At 51.0% G+C, this 20,311-nt stretch carries 20 protein-coding genes; 16 read left to right on the top strand and 4 right to left on the bottom strand.

Translation table 11 applies throughout. The features are described 5' to 3' along the window. The first annotated feature begins 58 nt into the window (after positions 1 to 58). Both fabI and mscL read left to right on the top strand, forming a co-directional pair. Positions 59 to 847, top strand: coding sequence for an enoyl-ACP reductase FabI (fabI, locus tag HMPREF2952_RS02985; protein WP_049335828.1), 789 nt, complete (start codon positions 59 to 61; stop codon positions 845 to 847). Positions 848 to 1,296: 449 nt separating this feature from the next. Then, a complete protein-coding gene (mscL, locus tag HMPREF2952_RS02980; RefSeq protein ID WP_070695258.1) occupies positions 1,297 to 1,740 on the top strand; it encodes a large conductance mechanosensitive channel protein MscL in 444 nt (147 codons plus the stop codon). 121 nt (positions 1,741 to 1,861) lie between these two features. On the opposite strand, the gene HMPREF2952_RS02975 is transcribed toward mscL, so the two are convergent. Beyond that, on the bottom strand, positions 1,862 to 2,581 hold the full coding sequence (locus tag HMPREF2952_RS02975; protein WP_199900426.1) for a hypothetical protein: 720 nt from the start codon (positions 2,579 to 2,581) through the stop codon (positions 1,862 to 1,864). 233 nt (positions 2,582 to 2,814) lie between these two features. Further along, entirely contained in the window at positions 2,815 to 5,712 is a 2,898-nt protein-coding gene (locus HMPREF2952_RS02970; protein WP_070695257.1) for an Rne/Rng family ribonuclease, read from the bottom strand. A 515-nt stretch (positions 5,713 to 6,227) separates the two neighbouring features. On the opposite strand from HMPREF2952_RS02970, the gene HMPREF2952_RS02965 reads away from it, so the two are divergent. After that, positions 6,228 to 7,214, top strand: coding sequence for an RluA family pseudouridine synthase (locus HMPREF2952_RS02965; RefSeq protein ID WP_039861877.1), 987 nt, complete (start codon positions 6,228 to 6,230; stop codon positions 7,212 to 7,214). 10 nt (positions 7,215 to 7,224) lie between these two features. Continuing rightward, entirely contained in the window at positions 7,225 to 7,875 is a 651-nt protein-coding gene (locus HMPREF2952_RS02960) for an HAD-IA family hydrolase (protein WP_070646253.1), read from the top strand. Between the two features lie 65 nt (positions 7,876 to 7,940). On the opposite strand, the gene HMPREF2952_RS02955 is transcribed toward HMPREF2952_RS02960, so the two are convergent. Beyond that, positions 7,941 to 8,759 carry a DNA ligase gene (locus tag HMPREF2952_RS02955; RefSeq protein WP_141754806.1) on the bottom strand — a complete coding sequence of 273 codons (819 nt, stop codon included), beginning with the start codon at positions 8,757 to 8,759 and terminating at the stop codon, positions 7,941 to 7,943. A gap of 107 nt (positions 8,760 to 8,866) precedes the next feature. Here HMPREF2952_RS02955 and HMPREF2952_RS02950 point away from each other — a divergent pair, with 107 nt between their 5' ends. The 9 genes from HMPREF2952_RS02950 (at position 8,867) to HMPREF2952_RS02910 (ending at position 16,248) form a co-directional block, all read left to right on the top strand. Further along, entirely contained in the window at positions 8,867 to 9,505 is a 639-nt protein-coding gene (locus HMPREF2952_RS02950; protein WP_070695256.1) for an MBL fold metallo-hydrolase, read from the top strand. 459 nt (positions 9,506 to 9,964) lie between these two features. Further along, the gene (locus HMPREF2952_RS02945) at positions 9,965 to 10,480 is read left to right on the top strand and encodes an outer membrane protein assembly factor BamE (protein WP_049332857.1); all 516 of its coding nucleotides are present in this window, start codon (positions 9,965 to 9,967) and stop codon (positions 10,478 to 10,480) included. A gap of 8 nt (positions 10,481 to 10,488) precedes the next feature. Beyond that, positions 10,489 to 10,917, top strand: coding sequence for a hypothetical protein (locus tag HMPREF2952_RS02940; RefSeq protein ID WP_049332858.1), 429 nt, complete (start codon positions 10,489 to 10,491; stop codon positions 10,915 to 10,917). 301 nt (positions 10,918 to 11,218) lie between these two features. Then, the gene (locus HMPREF2952_RS02935) at positions 11,219 to 12,433 is read left to right on the top strand and encodes an MFS transporter (RefSeq protein WP_049344972.1); all 1,215 of its coding nucleotides are present in this window, start codon (positions 11,219 to 11,221) and stop codon (positions 12,431 to 12,433) included. Between the two features lie 164 nt (positions 12,434 to 12,597). Beyond that, positions 12,598 to 13,257, top strand: coding sequence for an amino acid ABC transporter permease (locus HMPREF2952_RS02930; protein ID WP_003748035.1), 660 nt, complete (start codon positions 12,598 to 12,600; stop codon positions 13,255 to 13,257). Further along, positions 13,247 to 13,915 carry an amino acid ABC transporter permease gene (locus HMPREF2952_RS02925; RefSeq protein WP_049344971.1) on the top strand — a complete coding sequence of 223 codons (669 nt, stop codon included), beginning with the start codon at positions 13,247 to 13,249 and terminating at the stop codon, positions 13,913 to 13,915. Before HMPREF2952_RS02930 ends, HMPREF2952_RS02925 begins: the two co-directional genes overlap by 11 nt. Position 13,916: 1 nt before the next feature. After that, complete coding sequence (locus tag HMPREF2952_RS02920; protein ID WP_049344970.1) at positions 13,917 to 14,648, top strand: amino acid ABC transporter ATP-binding protein; 732 nt, start codon at positions 13,917 to 13,919, stop codon at positions 14,646 to 14,648. Between the two features lie 74 nt (positions 14,649 to 14,722). Continuing rightward, entirely contained in the window at positions 14,723 to 15,577 is an 855-nt protein-coding gene (locus HMPREF2952_RS02915; protein ID WP_036492138.1) for an amino acid ABC transporter substrate-binding protein, read from the top strand. 215 nt (positions 15,578 to 15,792) lie between these two features. After that, positions 15,793 to 16,248 carry a four-helix bundle copper-binding protein gene (locus HMPREF2952_RS02910; RefSeq protein WP_049335818.1) on the top strand — a complete coding sequence of 152 codons (456 nt, stop codon included), beginning with the start codon at positions 15,793 to 15,795 and terminating at the stop codon, positions 16,246 to 16,248. Positions 16,249 to 16,309: 61 nt separating this feature from the next. On the opposite strand, the gene HMPREF2952_RS02905 is transcribed toward HMPREF2952_RS02910, so the two are convergent. Then, the gene (locus HMPREF2952_RS02905) at positions 16,310 to 16,843 is read right to left on the bottom strand and encodes an acyltransferase (RefSeq protein WP_049335816.1); all 534 of its coding nucleotides are present in this window, start codon (positions 16,841 to 16,843) and stop codon (positions 16,310 to 16,312) included. A gap of 281 nt (positions 16,844 to 17,124) precedes the next feature. Between HMPREF2952_RS02905 and rpmE the strand changes: the two genes are divergently transcribed. From rpmE to HMPREF2952_RS02890, 3 genes are all read left to right on the top strand, one after another. Continuing rightward, on the top strand, positions 17,125 to 17,340 hold the full coding sequence (rpmE, locus tag HMPREF2952_RS02900; RefSeq protein WP_003681847.1) for a 50S ribosomal protein L31: 216 nt from the start codon (positions 17,125 to 17,127) through the stop codon (positions 17,338 to 17,340). A gap of 235 nt (positions 17,341 to 17,575) precedes the next feature. Further along, positions 17,576 to 19,234, top strand: coding sequence for an ArnT family glycosyltransferase (locus HMPREF2952_RS02895; protein ID WP_049335814.1), 1,659 nt, complete (start codon positions 17,576 to 17,578; stop codon positions 19,232 to 19,234). A gap of 148 nt (positions 19,235 to 19,382) precedes the next feature. Then, positions 19,383 to 20,270, top strand: coding sequence for a hypothetical protein (locus HMPREF2952_RS02890; protein WP_224783382.1), 888 nt, complete (start codon positions 19,383 to 19,385; stop codon positions 20,268 to 20,270). The last annotated feature ends 41 nt before the right edge of the window (positions 20,271 to 20,311 follow it).

Here is a 20,311-nt window from a genome sequence, read left to right as displayed (position 1 = left end):
TTTTTGCTATAATGCGCCGTTTAATGCAACCGCAATACCACTGCTAAAGGATAAGAAAATGGGCTTTTTGCAAGGCAAAAAAATTCTGATTACCGGCATGATCTCCGAGCGTTCCATCGCTTACGGCATCGCCAAAGCCTGCCGCGAACAAGGCGCGGAATTGGCATTCACTTATGTTGTCGACAAACTGGAAGAGCGCGTCCGTAAAATGGCGGCCGAACTCGGCTCCGAACTCGTGTTCCGCTGCGACGTTGCCAGCGACGACGAAATCAACCAAGTTTTCGTTGACTTGGGCAAACACTGGGACGGCCTCGACGGTTTGGTGCACGCCATCGCGTTTGCCCCGAAAGAAGCTTTGAGCGGCGACTTCCTCGACAGCATTAGCCGCGAAGCATTCAACACCGCTCACGAAATCTCCGCATACAGCCTGCCTGCGCTGGCCAAAGCCGCACGTCCGATGATGCAGGGCCGCAACGCCGCAATCGTTGCCCTGAGCTATTTGGGCGCCGTTCGTGCCATTCCTAACTACAACGTTATGGGCATGGCCAAAGCCAGCCTCGAAGCCGGCATCCGCTTCACTGCTGCCTGCCTGGGCAAAGAAGGCATCCGCTGCAACGGCATCTCCGCAGGCCCGATCAAAACCCTGGCTGCTTCCGGCATCGCCGATCTCAGCAAACTCTTGGGCCACGTCGCTTCCCACAACCCATTGGGCCGCAACGTTACCACTGAAGAAGTTGGCAACACAGCCGCCTTCCTGCTGTCCGACCTCGCTTCCGGCATCACCGGCGAGATTACCTACGTTGACGGCGGTTACAGCATCAACGCGCTGAACGACGAAGAAAACTAAACGGTTTACACGCAAAACGCACTTTCATCATGAAAGTGCGTTTTTTTATGGCCGTTACATTATGGCTTGAATAACTGCATAACCAAAAAGGCCGTCTGAAAGTCAAATACGGATACGAAACATTAACTTTACAGGCTTTCAATGATTATGTTTTCAACATTATTATATTATCATTCCACCTTAACCTAAAGATTCGATAGAGCATTGATTCTAAAGATAACATTCATATTATCTGATACTTAGCCACGGATAAAAAGTGGTGCAAAAAAGTAACAAAAAAAATTCAGACGGCCTGTTTTTCATACAGAAGGCATAGAAGCCGGGCATTTTTAGCATGAAATACAAAATTTAACATTATTGAAATTTTCTTAACTGATAAAGCGTTAATATGCCTGCCGTTTTATTGAACTACATCTGATTTTGACTCAAACACATACAGGAGATTAATTATGTCAATCGCTTCAGAATTTAAAGAATTTATTATGCGTGGCAACGTGATCGACCTCGCAGTCGGTATGGTTGTCGGTACAACATTCAGCGGCATCGTCAAATCATTGGTTGACGATGTAATCATGCCTCCTATCGGTCTACTAATCGGCGGCGTTGATTTCTCCAACCTGTTCATCACCCTGAAAAACGGCGCACAAGCCGCTCCTGCTGAAGGTTACGCCAACCTGGCAGCCGCTCAAGCAGCCGGTGCCGTTACCCTGAACATCGGTCTGTTCATCAACACTGTGATCAGCTTCCTGATCGTTGCCGCTGCCATCTTCTGCGTGGTTAAAGCCATCAACTCCTTGAAAAAAACCGACGCTCCTGCTGAAGAAGCACCGGCAGAGCCTAGCGAAGAAGTTCTGTTGTTGCGCGAAATCCGTGACTCTCTGAACAAAAAATAATCACAATACCTAAACATACACACACAAACCAAGGCCGTCTGAAACCATTTCAGACGGCCTTTTCTAACTCCATCGCTCTGACATAGTTGGCTGTTTAAGAAAAACTACAAGCAGCTATCCTTCATTTATTTATAGAAACCTTGCTTACGACCTCATTATTTTTACCCAATAGATAAAGGAAATTATCATTTACCTCTAATTTACCAAGGTAAACGCCATAATCCATTTCATGAGCAGGACAGGTTTTAATCAAATGACGAATACTCTTGTCTTTATTTTCAATATTCCAAAACAAGTCAACTTTATCGATCTGATGTTCCACTTGAATGGAAAAAGTGGTGGATTGAATCTTCTTCTTTTTCCATACCCAACTATTTTCATAATGGTTTCTCTCTATTTCATTCACTACATCCCCAAGTAAGCAGAATGGAATAGAAAGCTTATGAAATACACGGTTTGCCCCTTCGACTAAGGCAGCCAAGAGCATCTTTTTCTTATCAACAGGATCTAAAGCTTCATAGGTACAAAAATCAAATGGAACCTGAACAGTATAGACACCAAGTAAGTTTATGATACAAGGATTGCAGACCTTATCCATGCATTCTATGATGATTTTCCAACAATCCTTAGTTGGAACAGGCTTGAAGAGTCGCTCCAACATAGATGTCATACACTTCGATTCATATACAAACGCTTTTCTACGGCATTTCCAATTTTGATTGTAGTCCTCTATCCTGGCCTCCTCGTATCTTAATGAAGCTGAGTCCATCAACTCCTCGATCCTTTGGCGATTTTCCACATAAGGTCTATCTAATTCAAAATATCTTAACTTCATATTCATACTTCCATGATCTTATTTTTTATACAGGACCAACCCTATGTAAAGGCTAAGTCTTTCAAGGTAGCAATGATTCTGACCTTTAAATATCGATAACTCCAACTTCTTGATGCTTCATACTTCTCACTCTCCTCAAAAGAAATTTCCTTTTCTTAACTATTCCCTATAGTCGTAGCACTTCTCCTGTAAAAAAGCCCGATGCGTTCAACATCGGGCTTTTAACTGGAAAACCAATCTTAGTCTTTGCGTGTTTCCACCAAAATCATTTCGACTGCTGTGTCTTCCACTTCTACTTTAGGCACATCCGAACGGCGTGTTTTAGCAACCGGTTCAGGTTGTGGCTGCGCGGCAAAAGCGGCAACGGCTTGCGGATCGGTTTCAACGAAGATCAAATCGCCCAAGCTCTCAGGCACAACGATTGCGACAGGCGCTGCTTCAGCTACGGCTTCAGTTTGTGTGACAACAGTTTCGGCTGGTGCTTCAACCGATGCAACAGTAGCCGTTGCATTTGGAGACAATACCGCAGCAATGGCTTCTTTGACATTGCTGACTGCAGAAGCAAGCAGGGCTTGTTCGGCATCAGCGCCTTCAGTTTGCGCTACGGCAGGCTCGTCTTCGCTTTCAATCGCAAATACGAATGGCTCTGCGCTGGTCACTTCAGGCTCGGATACTACAATCACCAGCGGCTCGGCTTGATCGCTTTCAGAAGACAATGTCGCATTTGCAGCTTCAACCGTTTCGTTCAAACCCAAAACATGCGCCACAGCAAAGAGAACTTTGTCGGCGGTATCGGTAATGTTCAGGTATTGCTCGATTTTTGCTGAAGACGGAATATTGCGTTTTTTGCTGTTAGAACGGCGGTCGTTGCGGTTGTTGCGCTGACGGTTGTTGCGCTGACGGTTGTTGCAGTCGCGTCCTTGACGGCCGTTGTTTTTCACACCCTCTTCGCTGCGGGCGTTGTCGTCCGCTTCGACTTGCGCCTGTTCGCCATCGGCTTGAACGTTCACGTCCTCAACACGGTTTTCCGCAGGTTGATGACGGTTGCGCTCGTTGCGACTGTTGTTGCGGCGGCGTTTATTGCCGTTTTGTTCCGCTTGGTTTTCAGACGGCATCTCAGCCAGTGCAGCCACTTCCTGAACGTTTACGTCTTCAACCACTTCCTCAACACGATTGCGCTCGTTGTTGCGATCATCGCGGCGGTTGTTACGGTTGCGGTTGCGGCGGGTGTCTTTACGCTCGTCGTTGCGGCTTTCGTTTGATTTGTTTTCTTCAAACTTACTGTCGACAGCTTCGGCATTCACTTCGCGCACTTCGACTTTGCTGCCGTCGTTTTTGTTGTTGCGGCGTGGATTTTGACGGCGGCTGTTTGAACGGCGGTTACTGTTTTGGCTGCGGTTGTTTGTAGTGCGTTTTTCGGCAGGCTCTTGAGCAACTGCGACAGGTGCAGGCTCGCCGCCGAAAATGCGTTTCAACCAAGCTTTGAAGCTGTCCCACCAAGAGGTTTTTTTCTCAGGGGCGACAGTCGGTGCAGGCTGGGTATGGCGTACGCCTTTGACAGCTGGCTCAGGACGGGAAGCTTTGGCTTTTTCGCTGCCGAAAGGTTTGGCGGATTCGTCTTCTTCCGGCTCGGCAACGCGTTTGTAGCTCGGTTCGCCGTCTTCTTCTACGTCATCAATGCGGATGCGGTTGATTTCGTAGTGCGGATTTTCCAAGTGGATGTTTGGAATCAGGACGACGTTCACATCCAAGCGCTCTTCCATCGCAAACAGCTCGGCGCGTTTTTCGTTCAACAGGAAGGTGGCAACATCGACAGGCACTTGTGCGTGTACTTCGCCGGTGTTGTCTTTCATTGCTTCTTCTTGAATGATGCGCAAAACGTGCAGGGCGGTGGATTCGATGCCGCGGATGACGCCTGTACCGGCACAGCGCGGACACGCAACATGGCTGCTTTCTCCCAGAGCCGGTTTCAAACGTTGGCGGCTCAACTCCAAAAGGCCGAAACGCGAAAGTTTGCCCATTTGCACGCGTGCGCGGTCTTTTTTGAGCGCGTCGCGCAGGACGTTTTCAACATCGCGTTGGTGTTTCGGATTTTCCATATCGATGAAGTCGATGACGACCAAACCGCCCAAGTCGCGCAGGCGCATTTGACGGGCGACCTCTTCGGCGGCTTCCATATTGGTTTTGAACGCGGTGTCTTCAATATCCGAGCCGCGTGTGGCACGCGCAGAGTTGACGTCGATGGAAACCAGGGCTTCGGTATGGTCGATCACAATCGCGCCGCCGGAAGGCAGGCTGACGCTGCGTGAGAACGCACTTTCGATTTGGTGTTCGATTTGGAAACGGGAGAACAGCGGCGTGTGGTCTTGATAGAGTTTCAGACGGCCTACATTGCTCGGCATGACGTAGCTCATGAATTCGGCAACTTGGTCGTAAACTTCTTGATTGTCCACCAAAATCTCGCCGATATCGGGACGGAAATAGTCGCGAATCGCACGAATCAGCAGCGAGCTTTCCATAAAGAGCAGGTAAGGGTCATGGTGTGCTTTGCCTGCTTCTTCAATGGCTTGCCAGAGCTGTTTGAGGTAGTTCAAGTCCCATTCCAACTCTTCCGCGCTGCGGCCGATGCCGGCGGTGCGGGCGATGATGCTCATACCGTTCGGAATGTCGAGTTCGGCCATGGCGGCTTTCAACTCTTGGCGCTCTTCGCCTTCAATACGGCGGGATACGCCGCCGCCGCGCGGGTTGTTCGGCATCAATACCAAATAGCGGCCGGCCAGGCTGATGAAGGTGGTCAGTGCCGCGCCTTTGTTGCCGCGCTCATCTTTTTCGACTTGGACGATAACTTCCATGCCCTCTTTGAGCACGTCCTGAATACGCGCCCTGCCGCCTTCGTAGTCGCGGAAATATGAACGCGATACTTCCTTAAACGGCAAAAAGCCGTGGCGGTCGGTTCCGTAATCGACGAAACACGCTTCCAGCGACGGCTCGATGCGGGTAATGATACCTTTGTAGATATTGCCTTTACGCTGTTCTTTGCCCAGCGTTTCGATGTCCAAGTCCAAAAGGTTTTGGCCATCGACAATGGCAACGCGCAGCTCTTCGGCCTGCGTTGCGTTGAATAACATTCTTTTCATAGTCACCTCGTGAACAGCGGCCGTTTGATTTGTGAATATCTTTTTCAGACGGCCTGTCTGTCCGGTTGGCACTCTTCAAAGGCAAGATGGGAAAATCCCCGTGTAACCAGTATTTGATTTGAAATCCGCAAGGTTGCATGCTTGAACTCAAGCCATGTGCGGACGGATTCGGATAAAGAAGGAAATAAAGAACAATGCGGCGGAAAGGTTGATGGTTCCGCTGCCGTCCGAATGCTGATGCTTCGGACAAAATTAAGGCAGCCTACATCTTCTTATTATCGTAGCGCCGGTAATTTCGGACGGTGCTGCGCGGACTGCGTCTTACGCCCGGCCGGACGGCAGGTTCAATTCAAACTTAATTACGGGATTGCGTTTGCCGGCTTTGAACAAACACAAGGAAATGCTTTGCGGAGTGCGTTTTTAATATAAAATCTCGTTTTAACAATAAATCCGTTTCAGACGGCCTGCGACGGCAGGTTCGAGTCCCGAAACGGACGTTTGGGATTATAGAGAAAATGCACGCAATACGCAAAGATTCAGTCAGCCTGATTGCCGTTGCCGAACACGAGGAAGGCCAACGCCTTGATAACTATCTGATAAAAATCCTCAAAGGCGTCCCGAAAAGCCATATCCACCGCATTATCCGCGCCGGCGAAGTGCGGCTGAACAAAAAACGCTGCAAACCCGACAACCGCATTCAGGCAGGCGATACTATTCGCATTCCGCCGATACGCATCGCAGAAAAACAAAGGCCGGCTGAAAACCAGGCCGCGCCAGCACGCGAGTTTGACATCGTTTACGAAGACGATGCGCTTTTGGTCATCAACAAACCGTCCGGCGTTGCCGTCCACGGCGGCAGCGGCGTGAGCTTCGGCGTCATCGAACAAATCCGCCGCGCCCGTCCCGAAGCGCGTTATCTCGAACTCGTCCACCGCCTCGACAAAGACACCAGCGGCCTTTTGATGATAGCCAAAAAACGCAGCGCCTTGGTGAAACTGCACGAAGCCATCCGCAACGACCATCCGAAAAAAATCTATCTCGCGCTGGGTGTCGGCAGGCTGCCGAACGACCGCTTCCACGTCAAGCTTCCCCTGTTCAAATACACCGGCGCACAAGGTGAAAAAATGGTGCGCGTCAGCGAAGACGGCCAATCCGCCCACACCATCTTCCGCGTGTTAAACCGTTTTTCAGACGGCCTTTTGCACCAAGTCGGCCTGTCCGACCTGACCTTTGTCGAAGCCACCCTGAAAACCGGCCGCACCCACCAAATCCGCGTCCACCTACAATCGCAAGACTGCCCCATTGCCGGCGACGAACGCTACGGCGACTATCAGGCCAACAAACGCCTGCAGAAACTCGGTTTGAAAAGAATGTTCCTGCACGCTTCCGAGCTGCACCTCGCCCATCCGCTGACCGGCGAAAAACTAATCCTGAAAGCCCACCTGCCGCAAGAATTAGCGCAATTTGTTTTAATGCTGGAAAATCAGGAAAAGGCCGTCTGAAAGGAAACCCATGAAACCCAAACTCATTATTTTCGACTGGGACGGCACGCTTGCCGACACCACCAACCCCATCATCCACACCTTTCAACAAAGCTTTGCCGATTGTGGCCTGCCCGTTCCCGAAGCCGACCAAATCCGTCCGCTCATCGGATACAGCCTGTCCGGCATCATCCGCCGCCTTGCCCACAACGTCAGCGAACACGTTCAGGAAACCCTGATTGAGACCTATGCCGCGCACTACCTCAATCCCAACAACCGCAACATGACCCTGTTCACCGAAGCCCTGCCCTGCCTGCAACGCTTGAAACAACAAGGCTATTGGCTTGCAGTAGCGACCGGCAAAGGCCGGAGCGGCTTGGACAAAGCCATTGCACAAACCGACACCCAAGCCTTTTGGCTGGAAACCGCCTGCGCCAGCGAATATCCGTCCAAACCCGCGCCCGACATGGTACTCGCCCTCTGCGACCGACTGGGTGTTGAGCCGGAAGAGGCCGTCGTCGTCGGCGACACCACCCACGACCTAGAAATGGCTGCCAATGCCAAAATCCGCGCCATCGCTGTCACCACCGGCGCACACACTGCCCAACAACTTTCCGCCCTGCCCCATATCGCCATGCTCAAAAGCTTGGCCGAATTGCCCGATGTATTGGAAACCTTATAAAAGACTATGCAACATCTATATTAAAGGCCGTCTGAAACCTATTTTCAGACGGCCTTTAATTTGTTTTATCGATCCGAGCGCACCCTGACAAATGTTGCAAATTTCGGCGTTCCCTTTTGCGTAAAACCACGATAACGGTAAGTAATCAGCGCACCGATTTTCGGCGGATGGTCGCGGTCTTTATCCTTAAAACCGCTGCCGATACGAAACTCGCCATATTGGTTTTTGCATCCTACCGCACCCAAACGCCCGACATTTCGCCCTTTGCCCTCATAATGACGCGTCACTGTACATTCATCATCATATTCACTTTTCAGCTTCAACAGCTGCCCATTTCTACCGCTTGCATAACGGGCTTCAGGTTGACGCAGCATCACACCTTCCCCACCCAGCGCTTCGACTTGTTTCAAAAAATCCAAAGCATGCTGTTTGTCGCGCACCTTGACTTGCGGAATAACCGTAAACCGTGCCGACGGGTGTGATTTCAGCCATTTCGAAGCCGTTTCCAGCCGCTGATACAGATTGCCCTGCGCCTGCGGCACATCAAAAACATGCAAACGGATGCCGTCCCAATTTCCCGAGGCAGAACGCACCGTCGCGGAAATTTGCTCAAACCGCCCTCGTCCGCTGTACAACTCGCCATCCATCGGAAACGGCGGAAAACCTGCTGTAAAACCTTTGGGCGGTGTAAACGCATAGCCCTGACGACTGACCAGCTGCCTGCCGTCCCAATACGCGCGTACGCCATCCAACTTTTCACTCATGGCCCAACCGGCAATATCTTGATTTTTATATTCCTGCGCCAACAACAAATCTGCACCAAACGCCGCAGAGATGAAAGAAGCCGCAAAAATCGGTATCATGGTTCGCATTACATTATTCATATTCATAAGACACTTTTCCATACTTGCTTTTGTTATTATATATGCATAATAACAAAAGACCGTCTGAAACGTAAACAACATTAAATAAGCATTTCCTAGGAACACCCATGGCACTCCAATTTGAAATCAACGCCGTTACCCCCTTCCGTCAAAACTGCACGCTGATTTGGGACGATGAAACCAAAGAAGCCGTGTTGGCCGATGTCGGCGGCGACGTCCCTTATTTATTGCAACAAGTCCAAAGCAAAGGCCTCAAGCTGACCGCCATTTGGCTGACCCACGGCCATCTTGACCACGCAGGCGGCGTGGTTGAACTTTTGAAAACCTGCGACGTACCCGTTCTCGGTCCGCACAAAGACGACGAATTCCTGCTCCAAGCCCTTCCGCAAACAACGGCGCAATACGGCTTCCCTGTTTCTCCGTCATTCACGCCGACACGCTGGCTGGAAGAAGGGGAAACGCTCAAAGTCGGCAACCATAGCTTCCAAGTCCTCCACATTCCCGGCCACACTCCCGGCCAAGTCGTTTTTTACAACGCCGAAAACAGTCTTTTAGTCGCAGGCGATGTTTTATTTTATGAGACCGTTGGTCGCACAGATTTTCCGCGCGGCAATCATGATGACCTCATAAACAATATCCGCGCTAAACTATTAACCCTGCCCGAAACCACGCAAGTTATAGCCGGGCACGGTCGCATGACCAGTATCGAGCATGAGAAAAGGTACAATCCGTTTCTGGTTCGTTAATATGAATGTTGTATAAAGCCAACATTCTGGCATACACAGATTATGCGTATAAAGGAAAACTGGCATACAATTTGCAGGGATAACATCCGAAAGATTAAGTACCTAATCTCCGGCAAATGCCAAAATGAACTAAAGCACAAAGATAACAAGGTATTACGCAATACAACCTGATTTATCGAAAACTGGACATCTCTAAACCCCAAGCCTTACTCGCAGTGAAATTGTTACAAAGTGACAATAAATGTCAGTCAGGCCGTCTGAACGGTTCTGCCGATTCAGGCGGATACAACGGAGATGAGGCGCAATGCCCTGCCGGAATGTGCCGATGTTCTGTTTGTCAAACCGTCGGGTACATCTTTAAGAAGCACAACATTATTTGGGTAAACCGGCAAACTCGCTGCCGGCACTAACAGGCCGTCTGAAAAGTTCGGCTGGTAAAATCAATAAAAGGATTATCAAATGAAAAAAATCGCAAAAGTGGGCTTCGTCCTGCTGGCTACCGGCCTGCTGGCCGCCTGTGCTACTAAGAGCAAAATCACTCCTGAAGGCACTACCGACGAGCCACGCTTCCCTAAACCTTACTCTCTGACCTTCAACAAAGACCGTGGTACATTCCCGACTTTTGACGAGTTGGATCAAATGCGTCCTGGTCTGACCAAAGACGACATCTACAAAATCCTCGGCCGTCCTCACTACGACGAAGGCATGGTTGGCGTGCGTGAATGGGACTACCTGTTCCACTTCTACACCCCAGGCGTAGGAGTTGACCCTGAAAACACTTCCGGCGTTGAAGGCATCACTACTTGTCAATACAAAGTGATCTTCGACAAAGACAAATTTGCACGCAGCTTCTTCTGGAATCCAGTATTCCCTAAAGATGCTGTATGTCCTCCTCCAGCACCTACACCTAAACAAGAGCCTCAAGTGATCATCCGCGAGATCATTAAAGAAGCTCCTAAACGCATCCGTCAATAAGGACAAATTTGAAACGGATCCTATTGGGTATAGCCTTGGCAGCAGGTCTGAATTCTTTGGCTGCTGCCGATGCTGTCAGTGACTATATCCAGCGTAAAAAAGTTGTGGTCAATACAGCTAAGGCGGAGCTTTGCTTTGCCGATGACGGTCAGTGCCATCCGGTACTGATTGGCAAGACCACGCCGAAAGGCAAATTCAATATGACGCCGATGATGACCAGCAAACCGGGTTACGGTGGCGAGGTTATCGGCTTCAAAGAAGAAAATGACTTTCTGTTTGCGTTACACAGGGTATGGACGCTCAAGCCGCAGGAAAGACGCATGGAACGCATCGCTTCTCCTCATGTGGCCGACCGCATCATAACCAATGGTTGTATCAACGTACAAAATAATGTGTACGAAAAACTGCGTCAGTATTTCATTCTGGAAATCATCTGATGTAAGTCAGTCAAACAAAGGCCGTCTGAAACTTTTCAGACGGCCTTTCTTCTCAAACGAAAATTCAACGGCAATTTGCTTGCTCCGTCAGTACCAAACGAAGAATATTTGACCGCTTCATCCTCAATTCATCCTCAAACCATATCACTTTTTACCATATCCAAAGAACCAACGGTTATTTATGCCGTTTCCCGCCCAATGCTAGAATCGCGCGTTTATATATCGGCTCGCCGAGAAATCAAATAAATAATATAGTGGCAGGAATAGCTTTTATTCCCTGCCCCTTACATACACAAACATCATGACCGATTCTTCTGCCAAATTACCCAATTTGTGGCTGCTGATCGCCGCTGCCGCCTCCATCCTGCTGATTACCATCGGCATGAGGATGACTTTAGGGCTTTTTGTCCTGCCCGTCGTCAACTCGACCGAATTGAGCATGACCCAGTTCAGCCTGATTATTGCCGTTTTCCAATTGATGTGGGGCATATCGCAACCCTTGTCCGGCGCGTTGGCCGACCGTTTCGGCGCGTTTAAGGTTTTAGCCGGCGGGACGGTTCTATTGATTGCCGCCTGTCTGATGGTGCCGCAAATGCCGACTTATTGGGGGCTGATGCTGGGTATCGGTTTATTGTTGGCATTCGGTACGGGTTCGGGCGGATTTTCCATCATTATGGGACAGGTCGCCGCCAAAACGCCGCCTCATCGGCGCGGCTTGGCTTCCGGCCTGGTCAATGCAGGCGGGTCCGCAGGGCAATTTTTGTTCGCGCCGCTGGTTCAAGGTTTGATTGCCCTCCCCCACGTCGGCTGGACGGGGACATTTTACGTTTGGGCAGTCATTGCCATCTTGATTTTGCCGATTTCTTGGTGGCTGGCCGGCGGCAAACATGCTGCTCATACCGTCCATACCGACGACGGCCAAACCCTGAAGCAGGCCGTCTGCAAGGCTTTCGCCAACCGCAGCTATATCTTGCTGCATTTGGGTTTCTTTACCTGCGGTTTCCACATCGCCTTTTTGGTTACCCACCTGCCAACCGAAATTTCACTTTGCGGCCTCCCTGCTACGGTCGCTTCGACCTCCATTGCCATTATTGGTTTGGCAAACATCGCTGGCTGTATTTTTTCAGGCTGGTGTACCGGCAGATTTTTGGGCAAATACGTCCTCTTCGGTTTATATGCTTCGCGTGTCGCCATGATATTGATTTATCTGGCCGCCCCTAAAACCGATTTGAACTTCTATCTTTTCGCCGCCGGACTCGGTTTCACTTGGCTGGCAACCGTCGCCCCCACCGCCGCCATTACCGGCAAACTTTTCGGTACGCGCTACTTGGCCACCCTCTTCGGGTTGACCATGTTGAGCCACCAAATCGGCGGCTTTTTGGGTTCGTACATCGGCGGCATCGTCATCACGCGCTTCAACGATTACGGCTGGATGTGGTACGCCGACGCAGTCTTGGCAGGCACGGCCGCCCTGTTGAATTTACTGATTCATGAACGGAAAGCGGCTGCCGCCTGACGCGGAAACCTTGACATTCTAAGGCCGTCTGAAACGTTTCAGACGGCCTTTGCCTTATTCCATTTTTTATGTTTTATCCACAATCGATATTCCTATCCATTATTTAACACTCTCTTACAAACCCGTTAAAATACTGCCTTTATCATGCTGATTGTCTGACTCTGATGAACTGGTCTTATCTGATCGATGCCATCCCTAAATTTGTCGATGCGGCAAAGCTGACGCTGGAATTGTCGGTATATGGCGTCGTTTTGTCGTTGCTGTTCGGCCTGCCCGTTGCCGTGGTTACGGCATACCGCATCCGCCCCTTCTACGCATTGGCACGCGCCTATATCGAGCTGTCGCGCAATACGCCCCTGCTGATCCAATTGTTTTTCCTGTATTACGGCCTGCCGAAAATGGGCATTAAATGGGACGGTTTCACCTGCGGCGTGATCGCACTGGTTTTCTTGGGCGCAAGCTATATGGCGGAAGCCATCCGCGCCGGTATTTTGGCCGTCCCCAAAGGACAGATCGAAGCGGGCAAGGCCATCGGTTTGAGCCGCTTTCAAGTGTTCCGCTATGTCGAATTGCCTCAGGCATGGGCGGTCGCCGTTCCCGCCATCGGCGCAAACGTATTGTTTTTGATGAAAGAAACATCTATCGTCAGCGCGGTCGGCATTGCAGAATTGTTGTTCGTTACCAAAGACATCATCGGCATGGACTACAAAACCAACGAAGCCTTGTTCCTGCTGTTTGCCAGCTACCTGATCATCCTTCTGCCCGTTTCGCTTCTGGCGCGCTGGGCCGAAAACCGCGTACGGAGTGCAAAATATGGTGTTTGACTGGCTGTTTGAAGGACAAAACGCGGCACGCTTGGGCGAAGGCCTGTTGTTAACGGCGCAGATTTCCCTGGCCTCCGTTGCCGCTTCCTGCGTATTGGGTACGCTGTTCGGCTTGGTTTTGCGTTCGCGCAACCGGCTCATCCGCTTTATCGGACGGTTTTATCTCGAAACCATCCGAATCGTGCCGATTTTGGTGTGGCTGTTCGGCCTGTATTTCGGCCTATCCGTCTGGACAGGCATCCACATCGACGGATTTTGGGTCTGTGTCTGGGTATTTACCATGTGGGGTATCGCCGAAATGGGCGATTTGGTCCGCGGCGCATTGGAATCGATTGAAAAACACCAGGTCGAATCAGGCCTGGCACTCGGCTTGAGCCGCGGGCAGGTATTCCGCTACATCGAGCTGCCGCAAAGCATCCGCCGCGTATTGCCCGGCGCCGTCAATCTGTTTACGCGCATGATCAAAACCAGCTCGCTCGCCTCCCTTATCGGCGTCATCGAAGTCGTCAAAGTCGGCCAGCAAATCATCGAAAACTCGCTGCTGACGCAACCCAATGCTTCATTTTGGGTTTACGGCCTGATTTTTATGCTGTATTTCTTCTGTTGCTGGCCGCTGTCGCTGCTGGCGGCAAAACTTGAACAAAAATGGGAACACTGACATGGCTTTACTGAGCATCCGCAACCTGCACAAACAATACGGCAACGTAACCGCCATTCAATCCTTAGACTTGGACTTGGAAAAAGGCGAAGTCATCGTACTGCTGGGCCCGTCCGGCTGCGGCAAATCCACCCTCCTGCGCTGCGTCAACGGTTTGGAGCCGCACCAAGGCGGCAGCATCGTGATGGACGGGGTCGGCGAATTCGGCAAAGACGTTTCCTGGCAAACCGCCCGGCAAAAAGTCGGCATGGTCTTTCAAAGCTATGAACTGTTTGCCCACATGACCGTCATCGAAAACATCCTCTTAGGCCCGGTGAAAGTACAAAACCGCAACCGCGCCGAAGCAGAGGCACAAGCCGACAAACTGTTGGAACGCGTCGGCCTGATCGACCGCAAAAACGCCTATCCGCGCGAACTCTCCGGCGGCCAGAAACAACGCATCGCCATTGTCCGCGCCCTGTGCCTGAATCCGGAAGTCATCCTGCTGGACGAAATCACCGCCGCACTCGACCCCGAAATGGTGCGCGAGGTTTTGGAAGTGGTTTTAGAACTCGCCCGCGAAGGCATGAGCATGCTCATCGTAACCCATGAAATGGGGTTTGCCCGCAAAGTTGCCGACCGCATCGTCTTCATGGACAAAGGCGGCATCGTCGAATCGACCGACCCCGAAACCTTCTTCTCCGCCCCGAAAAGCGAACGCGCCCGCCAATTCTTGGCAGGCATGGACTACTGATTTTATTTTCAGGCCGTCCAACCCTTTTTCAGACGGCCTCCACTTTCAACCAAACATTTGAAAAGGAAACACTCATGCAATTGAACGCCAAATTCAAAGCCCTCCTCGCCTCCGCCGCCATCGCCGTCGGCCTGACTGCTTGCGGAGGCGGCTCCGGCGATGCCCAATCTTCACAAAGCAGCGGCGCAGCAACCGTTGCCGCCATCAAAGAAAAAGGCGTCATCCGTATCGGCGTATTCGGCGACAAGCCTCCGTTCGGCTATGTTGACGCCAACGGCAAAAACCAAGGCTTTGACGTTGAAATCGCCAAAGACCTGGCCAAAGACCTGCTCGGCAGCCCCGACAAAGTCGAATTCGTCCTGACCGAGGCCGCAAACCGCGTCGAATACGTCCGTTCCGGCAAAGTCGACCTCATCCTCGCCAACTTCACCAAAACACCCGAACGCGCCGAAGCCGTCGATTTCGCCGATCCTTACATGAAAGTGGCCTTGGGCGTAGTTTCCCCCAAAGACAAACCGATTACCGACGTTGCACAATTGAAAGACCAAACCCTTCTGGTCAACAAAGGCACCACCGCCGACGCCTTCTTCACCAAAAGCCATCCTGAAGTCAAACTGCTGAAATTCGACCAAAATACCGAAACCTTCGACGCGCTGAAAGACGGCCGCGGCGTAGCACTCGCCCACGACAACGCCCTGCTGTGGGCATGGGCAAAAGAAAACCCGAATTTTGAAGTCGCCATCGGCAACCTCGGCCCTGCCGAATTCATCGCCCCGGCTGTTCAAAAAGGCAACACCGACCTCCTGAACTGGGTCAACGGCGAAATCGCCGCCATGAAAAAAGACGGCCGTCTGAAAGCCGCCTATGAAAAAACCCTCTTACCCGTGTATGGCGAGAAAGTCAAACCGGAAGAATTGTTGGCGGAATAAACCGACTATTTTCTCGGCAAAAAGTCACTTGGCCGTATTTCAGCTATCCGATTTGTGATTAATTTAAACAAATATCATATCCAACAACAGGCCGTCTGAACGTGTTATCGATACCTTCAGACGGCCCATTGTTTAAAAACGAATAACATGATAACCTTTTAATAACGGATGAAATAATTCGTCCGATATTTCTACAAAGCAAAAAGGAAACTATGATGAACCGTCGTCAATTTATCGGCAGCGCCGCTGCTGTCTCTCTCACCGCCGCCGCTTCTTTTGCCCGTGCTCACGACCATGCACACCACGCCGGTCATGCTGGTCACGCGCACTCTGCACCGCGCGCCTACGAAGCTGCGCGCAAAGCGGCCGCACATTGCGTTGAAGCCGGTCAAATCTGTTTGGCGCACTGCATTGCCCTGTTGAGCGAAGGCGATACCTCCATGAAAGACTGCGCAGCCGGCGTTAACCAAATGCTGGCACTGTGCGGCACCTTGCAAAACCTCGCCGCCCAAAATTCACGCCTGACTCCGTCTTTGGCAAAAGTGTGCATCGAAGCCTGCAAACAATGTTCTGCCGCCTGCAAAGAACACGCCGGCCACCACGCTGAATGCAAAGCCTGCTACGAATCTTGCTTGGCTTGCATTAAAGAATGCGAAAAAATTGCTGCTTAATCAATATTAAAAAAGGCCGGCTGAATTTCAGACGGCCTTTTATTTTGCTATTTTGTTTACGCTATTCGGCTGCAAGCTCTTGCTCATCAAGCAGATTTTTCCGAACAATCGCAGGATTGCCCGCTGCCACGCAATAAGGCGGCACATCTTTAGTAACCACCGAACCTGCGCCGATTACCGCACCCTTACCGATGGTAACGCCGCCCATGATAATCGCACGTCTACCAATCCAAACATCGTCTTCAATCACAATCGGGCGAATGTCCGTATAGCCTTCAAAGCGGCGGGTTTCAGGGTTGAATTTGTGGTTGGTTGAATAAAACAGGCATTCCGGTCCCATCATCACGTTCTTGCCGAGGGTCAGGCCGTGGCAGATTTCGCAATTGACGCCGATACCCGAATTGTCGCCGATTACCGTATCCGGAAAAACATATCCGCCTTTTTCAATATTGACGTTTCTTCCGATGTTTGGGGAAATGCACGCAGCCAAAGCGGCGCGGAATTTTTGCGCAATTCTGCCGAATGGTTTGCAATAAGACGGAGGCAACATTCCTCCCCAGACACGCAAAATACGCGTCAATATCCTTTTTTGCATGGATTCCGTCTCCTGTTCGTAAAAGCGTAAATATTAATCAGACTATTATTTTTCTTAAAGTTTCACATCTAGAAGAGGTTTTACATCCTCTTTTCAGTTGAATTACAGCCCGATTACACAATATTTGGTTTGAAACTCTATTCTAAACTGTTCTCGCCTGTTGCGAAACTGCCCGCTACGCAAAATATCCGCTTGACGAAACAGCCAAAAATAGCGAAAATCCCACGCTTAACTGAAGTACAGGCAAAACCCCTGTGCCCGCTTAATCGAAAGGAAATCAAATGAAACAAGGTATTCACCCGAACTACCACGAAATCAACGTTACCTGCTCTTGCGGCAACAAATTCGTGACCAAATCCGCAATGGAAAAAGACAGCTTCAACGTTGAGGTTTGCTCCCTGTGCCACCCTTTCTACACCGGTACTCAAAAAATCGTCGACACTACCGGTCGTGTGGACAAATTCAACAACAAATTCGGCAACCTGTTCAAACGCTAATTGCCGCTTTGTCAAAAAGACTGCTTCGTGCAGTCTTTTTTGCATTCAGGCCGTCTGAAATATTTCTTTCAGACGGCCTGAGCTTTTTGTCGTCAACCGAATACCATATCATTCCAAACACCCGATAAAAACGAGCCATAAGCATTATTTTACAAAGCTCTCCGGTCCGGCATATCGCGCAAACCTGTCAAACCCTGTACCATTACTATTCAAACTAACCGTTTTTTGACCTTCCATGCTGACTTACACACCGCCCGATCCGCGCCGCCCCCAAAAAACCCATGAAAAACCATGGCTTCTGCTGCTGATGGCCTTTGCCTGGCTGTGGCCGGGCGTGTTCTCGCATGACTTGTGGAACCCTGCCGAACCCTCCCTCTTTACCGCCTCCGAATCCATGAAAAACGGCGGCAGCCTGTTGGTTGCACAAATCTTCGGCCAACCCGACTTCACCATCTCCCCTGCTTTTTTGTGGGTGGCAACCGCATTCCAAACCCTGTTTTCGCCTTGGGCGGCCGATGCCTATGATGCCGCGCGTTTTGCCGGCGTGGTATTCACCACCATCGGACTGACGGCCTGCGGATTTGCTGGTTTCAACTTTCTCGGCAGACATCACGGCCGCAGCGTTGTCTTAATCCTTATCGGCAGCATCGGTTTGCTGCCCATCGCCCACTTCCTCAATCCCATGTCGGCCGCTTTTGCCGCGTTTGGATTGATTCTGTGCGGCTTTTCACTGGCACACCGCCGCGTCATTATCGCCATTTTGTTGTTGTGCGGCGGTTGGGTTTTACTCTCCCTTTCCTCAGGCTATCTGCTGACCGCGGCCATGATGTTTTTGGCACTTGCCCTATCGTTCCATTCTACTTGGCAAAGCAAACGCTATCTGCTGACCCTGATTGGCGCCATCGTCGTTTCCCTGCCCCTACTGATTCTGTATCCGCTGGTTTTATCAAAAACCAATCCCGAATGGTTTGATATTTGGTTCAACCATTATTCCTTAGGCGTATTCGGCGGCTTCCATCAGATTCAGACGGCCTTCAACCTGCCCTATTATCTGAAAAACCTGCTGTGGTTTGCCCTGCCTGCCTGGCCGCTGGCAGCATGGACGCTCAGCCGCACGCGTATCCACGATAAAAATTGGGGCATTCTGAGCCTGTCGTGGCTGGTTATCATGACAGCCCTGCTCGCCATCAATCCTCAACGCCTGCAAGACAACCTCGTTTGGCTGTTGCCGCCGCTTGCCCTGCTCGGCGCGGCACAACTGGACGGCCTGCGTCGCGGTGCAGTGGCATTTATCAACTGGTTCGGCATCATGGCATTTGGTCTGATTGCCGTCTTCCTGTGGCTGGGCTTCTTCGCCATGAACTACGGCTGGCCTACCAAACTGGCCGAACGCGCCGCCTATTTTAGCCCGTATTACATCCCCGACATCGACCCGATTCCGATGGCAGTCGCCCTGCTGTTTACCCCATTGTGGCTTTGGGCGATTACGCGTAAAAACATCCGCGGCCGCCAAGCCGTCACCAACTGGGCGGCCGGCGTGACCTTGGCTTGGGCTTTGCTGATGACCCTGTTTTTACCGTGGCTCAACGCCGCCAAAAGCCATGCGCCGGTGGTACACCAAATGGAAGCCGCGCTTTCTTTCGAATTGAAACAGAAACTTTCAGACGGCCTCGAATGTATCAGCATCGACGGCCAAGACCAGCGCACACGCATCGCGTGGACACAATACAGCCATATTAAAACCACGACCGACAACGCCTCCTGCCGCTACCGCCTCATCCGTCAAGCCGCCAACATCGGCGCACCTTCGGGTTGGCAGACCTTGTGGCAAGGCGCAAGACCGCGCAACAAAGCCGAGACTTTCCTATTCTTAGAGAAAACTTCAGCGCAATAAATCCGTGACACTAGCCATAAAGCTGAATATTCCTGCTACATTCAAATAAAAGGCCGTCTGAAAGAACTTTTATCCTTTCAGACGGCCTTTGACTTACTTTAACACCGCTTCCCGTACAATGGCCCTTTTCCCTTATCTGCCTAAAAATATGAAACCCAACCGCCTTTTGCCCTTCGTCCTCTTATTGACTGCCCTCTCCGCCCATGCCAAAGATTTCATTATCTACGACCGCATGGACTATGTCGGCAAACCCGACCTTACTGCCGACAAACTCTCCAAAGTGTTCTTGGTTTACGAAAGCGAGCTGGTCAAACCCGATCCGACGGGCAAACTCAAACACGGCGTACTCAACGAAGCGCGCATCCGTGAATTGGCCAAACAATCGCGCCGCGAAGGCTACCGCACCATTTCCACCGACATCGAAAGCTGGTTTGCCGAAAAAGACGGCCAACTGCTGACCCCCGACGAATTGAAAACCGACTTCGCGCGAATGTACCAAATCTTCAGAGAAGAAAACCCGCGCGCCGTCATCAGCAACTACGGCATGCCTTCCGAACACCTGCACGGCATCCGCCACTACCGCCCCAACGTTGACAACGAAACCATCTTGGCCAAATGGCGGCAAGTCAGTAAACGCCGTGCACCCACCGCCGCCATCAGCGACTATGCCAATCCCGTGTTCTACATCACTTCCCCCGATTTGGTGCAATGGGAAAAAGACGTGAAAACCGCCGTTGACGACATCCACCAACGCTTTCCCAACAAAAAAATCATCGGCTACATTTGGCCGCAATATTATTCGGCCACCAACAGCCCTTATTTCAAGCAATTCATCGACCCCGCCCGCTGGCGCAAAATGCTCGAAATCAGCAAAAAATACACCGACGGCGTGATTATTTGGTCGGACAAGCGCGATGAAAACAACCAAATCGTGCGCTGGAACGATCCGCGCATCCAAGCCACGATGAAGGCGACCCAAGCCTTCATAAATGCCAATGCCAAAGAAATCAAGGTAGAAGGTTTGCAAAAATATTAAAAACAAGGCGGGCATGTTTGCCCGCCTCTTTATATACCTAC

It is taken from the genome of Neisseria sp. HMSC068C12 (assembly GCF_001814095.1).
Taxonomy (GTDB): Bacteria; Pseudomonadota; Gammaproteobacteria; order Burkholderiales; family Neisseriaceae; genus Neisseria; species Neisseria perflava.
Note: the sequence above shows the minus strand (reverse complement) of the source record. Positions and strands in the feature narration are given on the sequence as shown.

What these genes read in the sequence shown, in the direction of transcription:
- fabI (WP_049335828.1), top strand. Translation starts at nt 59, where the DNA reads ATGGGCTTTTTGCAAGGCAAAAAAATTCTGATTACCGGCATGATCTCC.
- mscL (WP_070695258.1), top strand. Translation starts at nt 1,297, where the DNA reads ATGTCAATCGCTTCAGAATTTAAAGAATTTATTATGCGTGGCAACGTG.
- HMPREF2952_RS02975 (WP_199900426.1), bottom strand. Translation starts at nt 2,581, where the DNA reads ATGAATATGAAGTTAAGATATTTTGAATTAGATAGACCTTATGTGGAA.
- HMPREF2952_RS02970 (WP_070695257.1), bottom strand. Translation starts at nt 5,712, where the DNA reads ATGAAAAGAATGTTATTCAACGCAACGCAGGCCGAAGAGCTGCGCGTT.
- HMPREF2952_RS02965 (WP_039861877.1), top strand. Translation starts at nt 6,228, where the DNA reads ATGCACGCAATACGCAAAGATTCAGTCAGCCTGATTGCCGTTGCCGAA.
- HMPREF2952_RS02960 (WP_070646253.1), top strand. Translation starts at nt 7,225, where the DNA reads ATGAAACCCAAACTCATTATTTTCGACTGGGACGGCACGCTTGCCGAC.
- HMPREF2952_RS02955 (WP_141754806.1), bottom strand. Translation starts at nt 8,759, where the DNA reads ATGAATAATGTAATGCGAACCATGATACCGATTTTTGCGGCTTCTTTC.
- HMPREF2952_RS02950 (WP_070695256.1), top strand. Translation starts at nt 8,867, where the DNA reads ATGGCACTCCAATTTGAAATCAACGCCGTTACCCCCTTCCGTCAAAAC.
- HMPREF2952_RS02945 (WP_049332857.1), top strand. Translation starts at nt 9,965, where the DNA reads ATGAAAAAAATCGCAAAAGTGGGCTTCGTCCTGCTGGCTACCGGCCTG.
- HMPREF2952_RS02935 (WP_049344972.1), top strand. Translation starts at nt 11,219, where the DNA reads ATGACCGATTCTTCTGCCAAATTACCCAATTTGTGGCTGCTGATCGCC.
- HMPREF2952_RS02930 (WP_003748035.1), top strand. Translation starts at nt 12,598, where the DNA reads ATGAACTGGTCTTATCTGATCGATGCCATCCCTAAATTTGTCGATGCG.
- HMPREF2952_RS02925 (WP_049344971.1), top strand. Translation starts at nt 13,247, where the DNA reads ATGGTGTTTGACTGGCTGTTTGAAGGACAAAACGCGGCACGCTTGGGC.
- HMPREF2952_RS02920 (WP_049344970.1), top strand. Translation starts at nt 13,917, where the DNA reads ATGGCTTTACTGAGCATCCGCAACCTGCACAAACAATACGGCAACGTA.
- HMPREF2952_RS02915 (WP_036492138.1), top strand. Translation starts at nt 14,723, where the DNA reads ATGCAATTGAACGCCAAATTCAAAGCCCTCCTCGCCTCCGCCGCCATC.
- HMPREF2952_RS02910 (WP_049335818.1), top strand. Translation starts at nt 15,793, where the DNA reads ATGAACCGTCGTCAATTTATCGGCAGCGCCGCTGCTGTCTCTCTCACC.
- HMPREF2952_RS02905 (WP_049335816.1), bottom strand. Translation starts at nt 16,843, where the DNA reads ATGCAAAAAAGGATATTGACGCGTATTTTGCGTGTCTGGGGAGGAATG.
- rpmE (WP_003681847.1), top strand. Translation starts at nt 17,125, where the DNA reads ATGAAACAAGGTATTCACCCGAACTACCACGAAATCAACGTTACCTGC.
- HMPREF2952_RS02895 (WP_049335814.1), top strand. Translation starts at nt 17,576, where the DNA reads ATGCTGACTTACACACCGCCCGATCCGCGCCGCCCCCAAAAAACCCAT.
- HMPREF2952_RS02890 (WP_224783382.1), top strand. Translation starts at nt 19,383, where the DNA reads ATGAAACCCAACCGCCTTTTGCCCTTCGTCCTCTTATTGACTGCCCTC.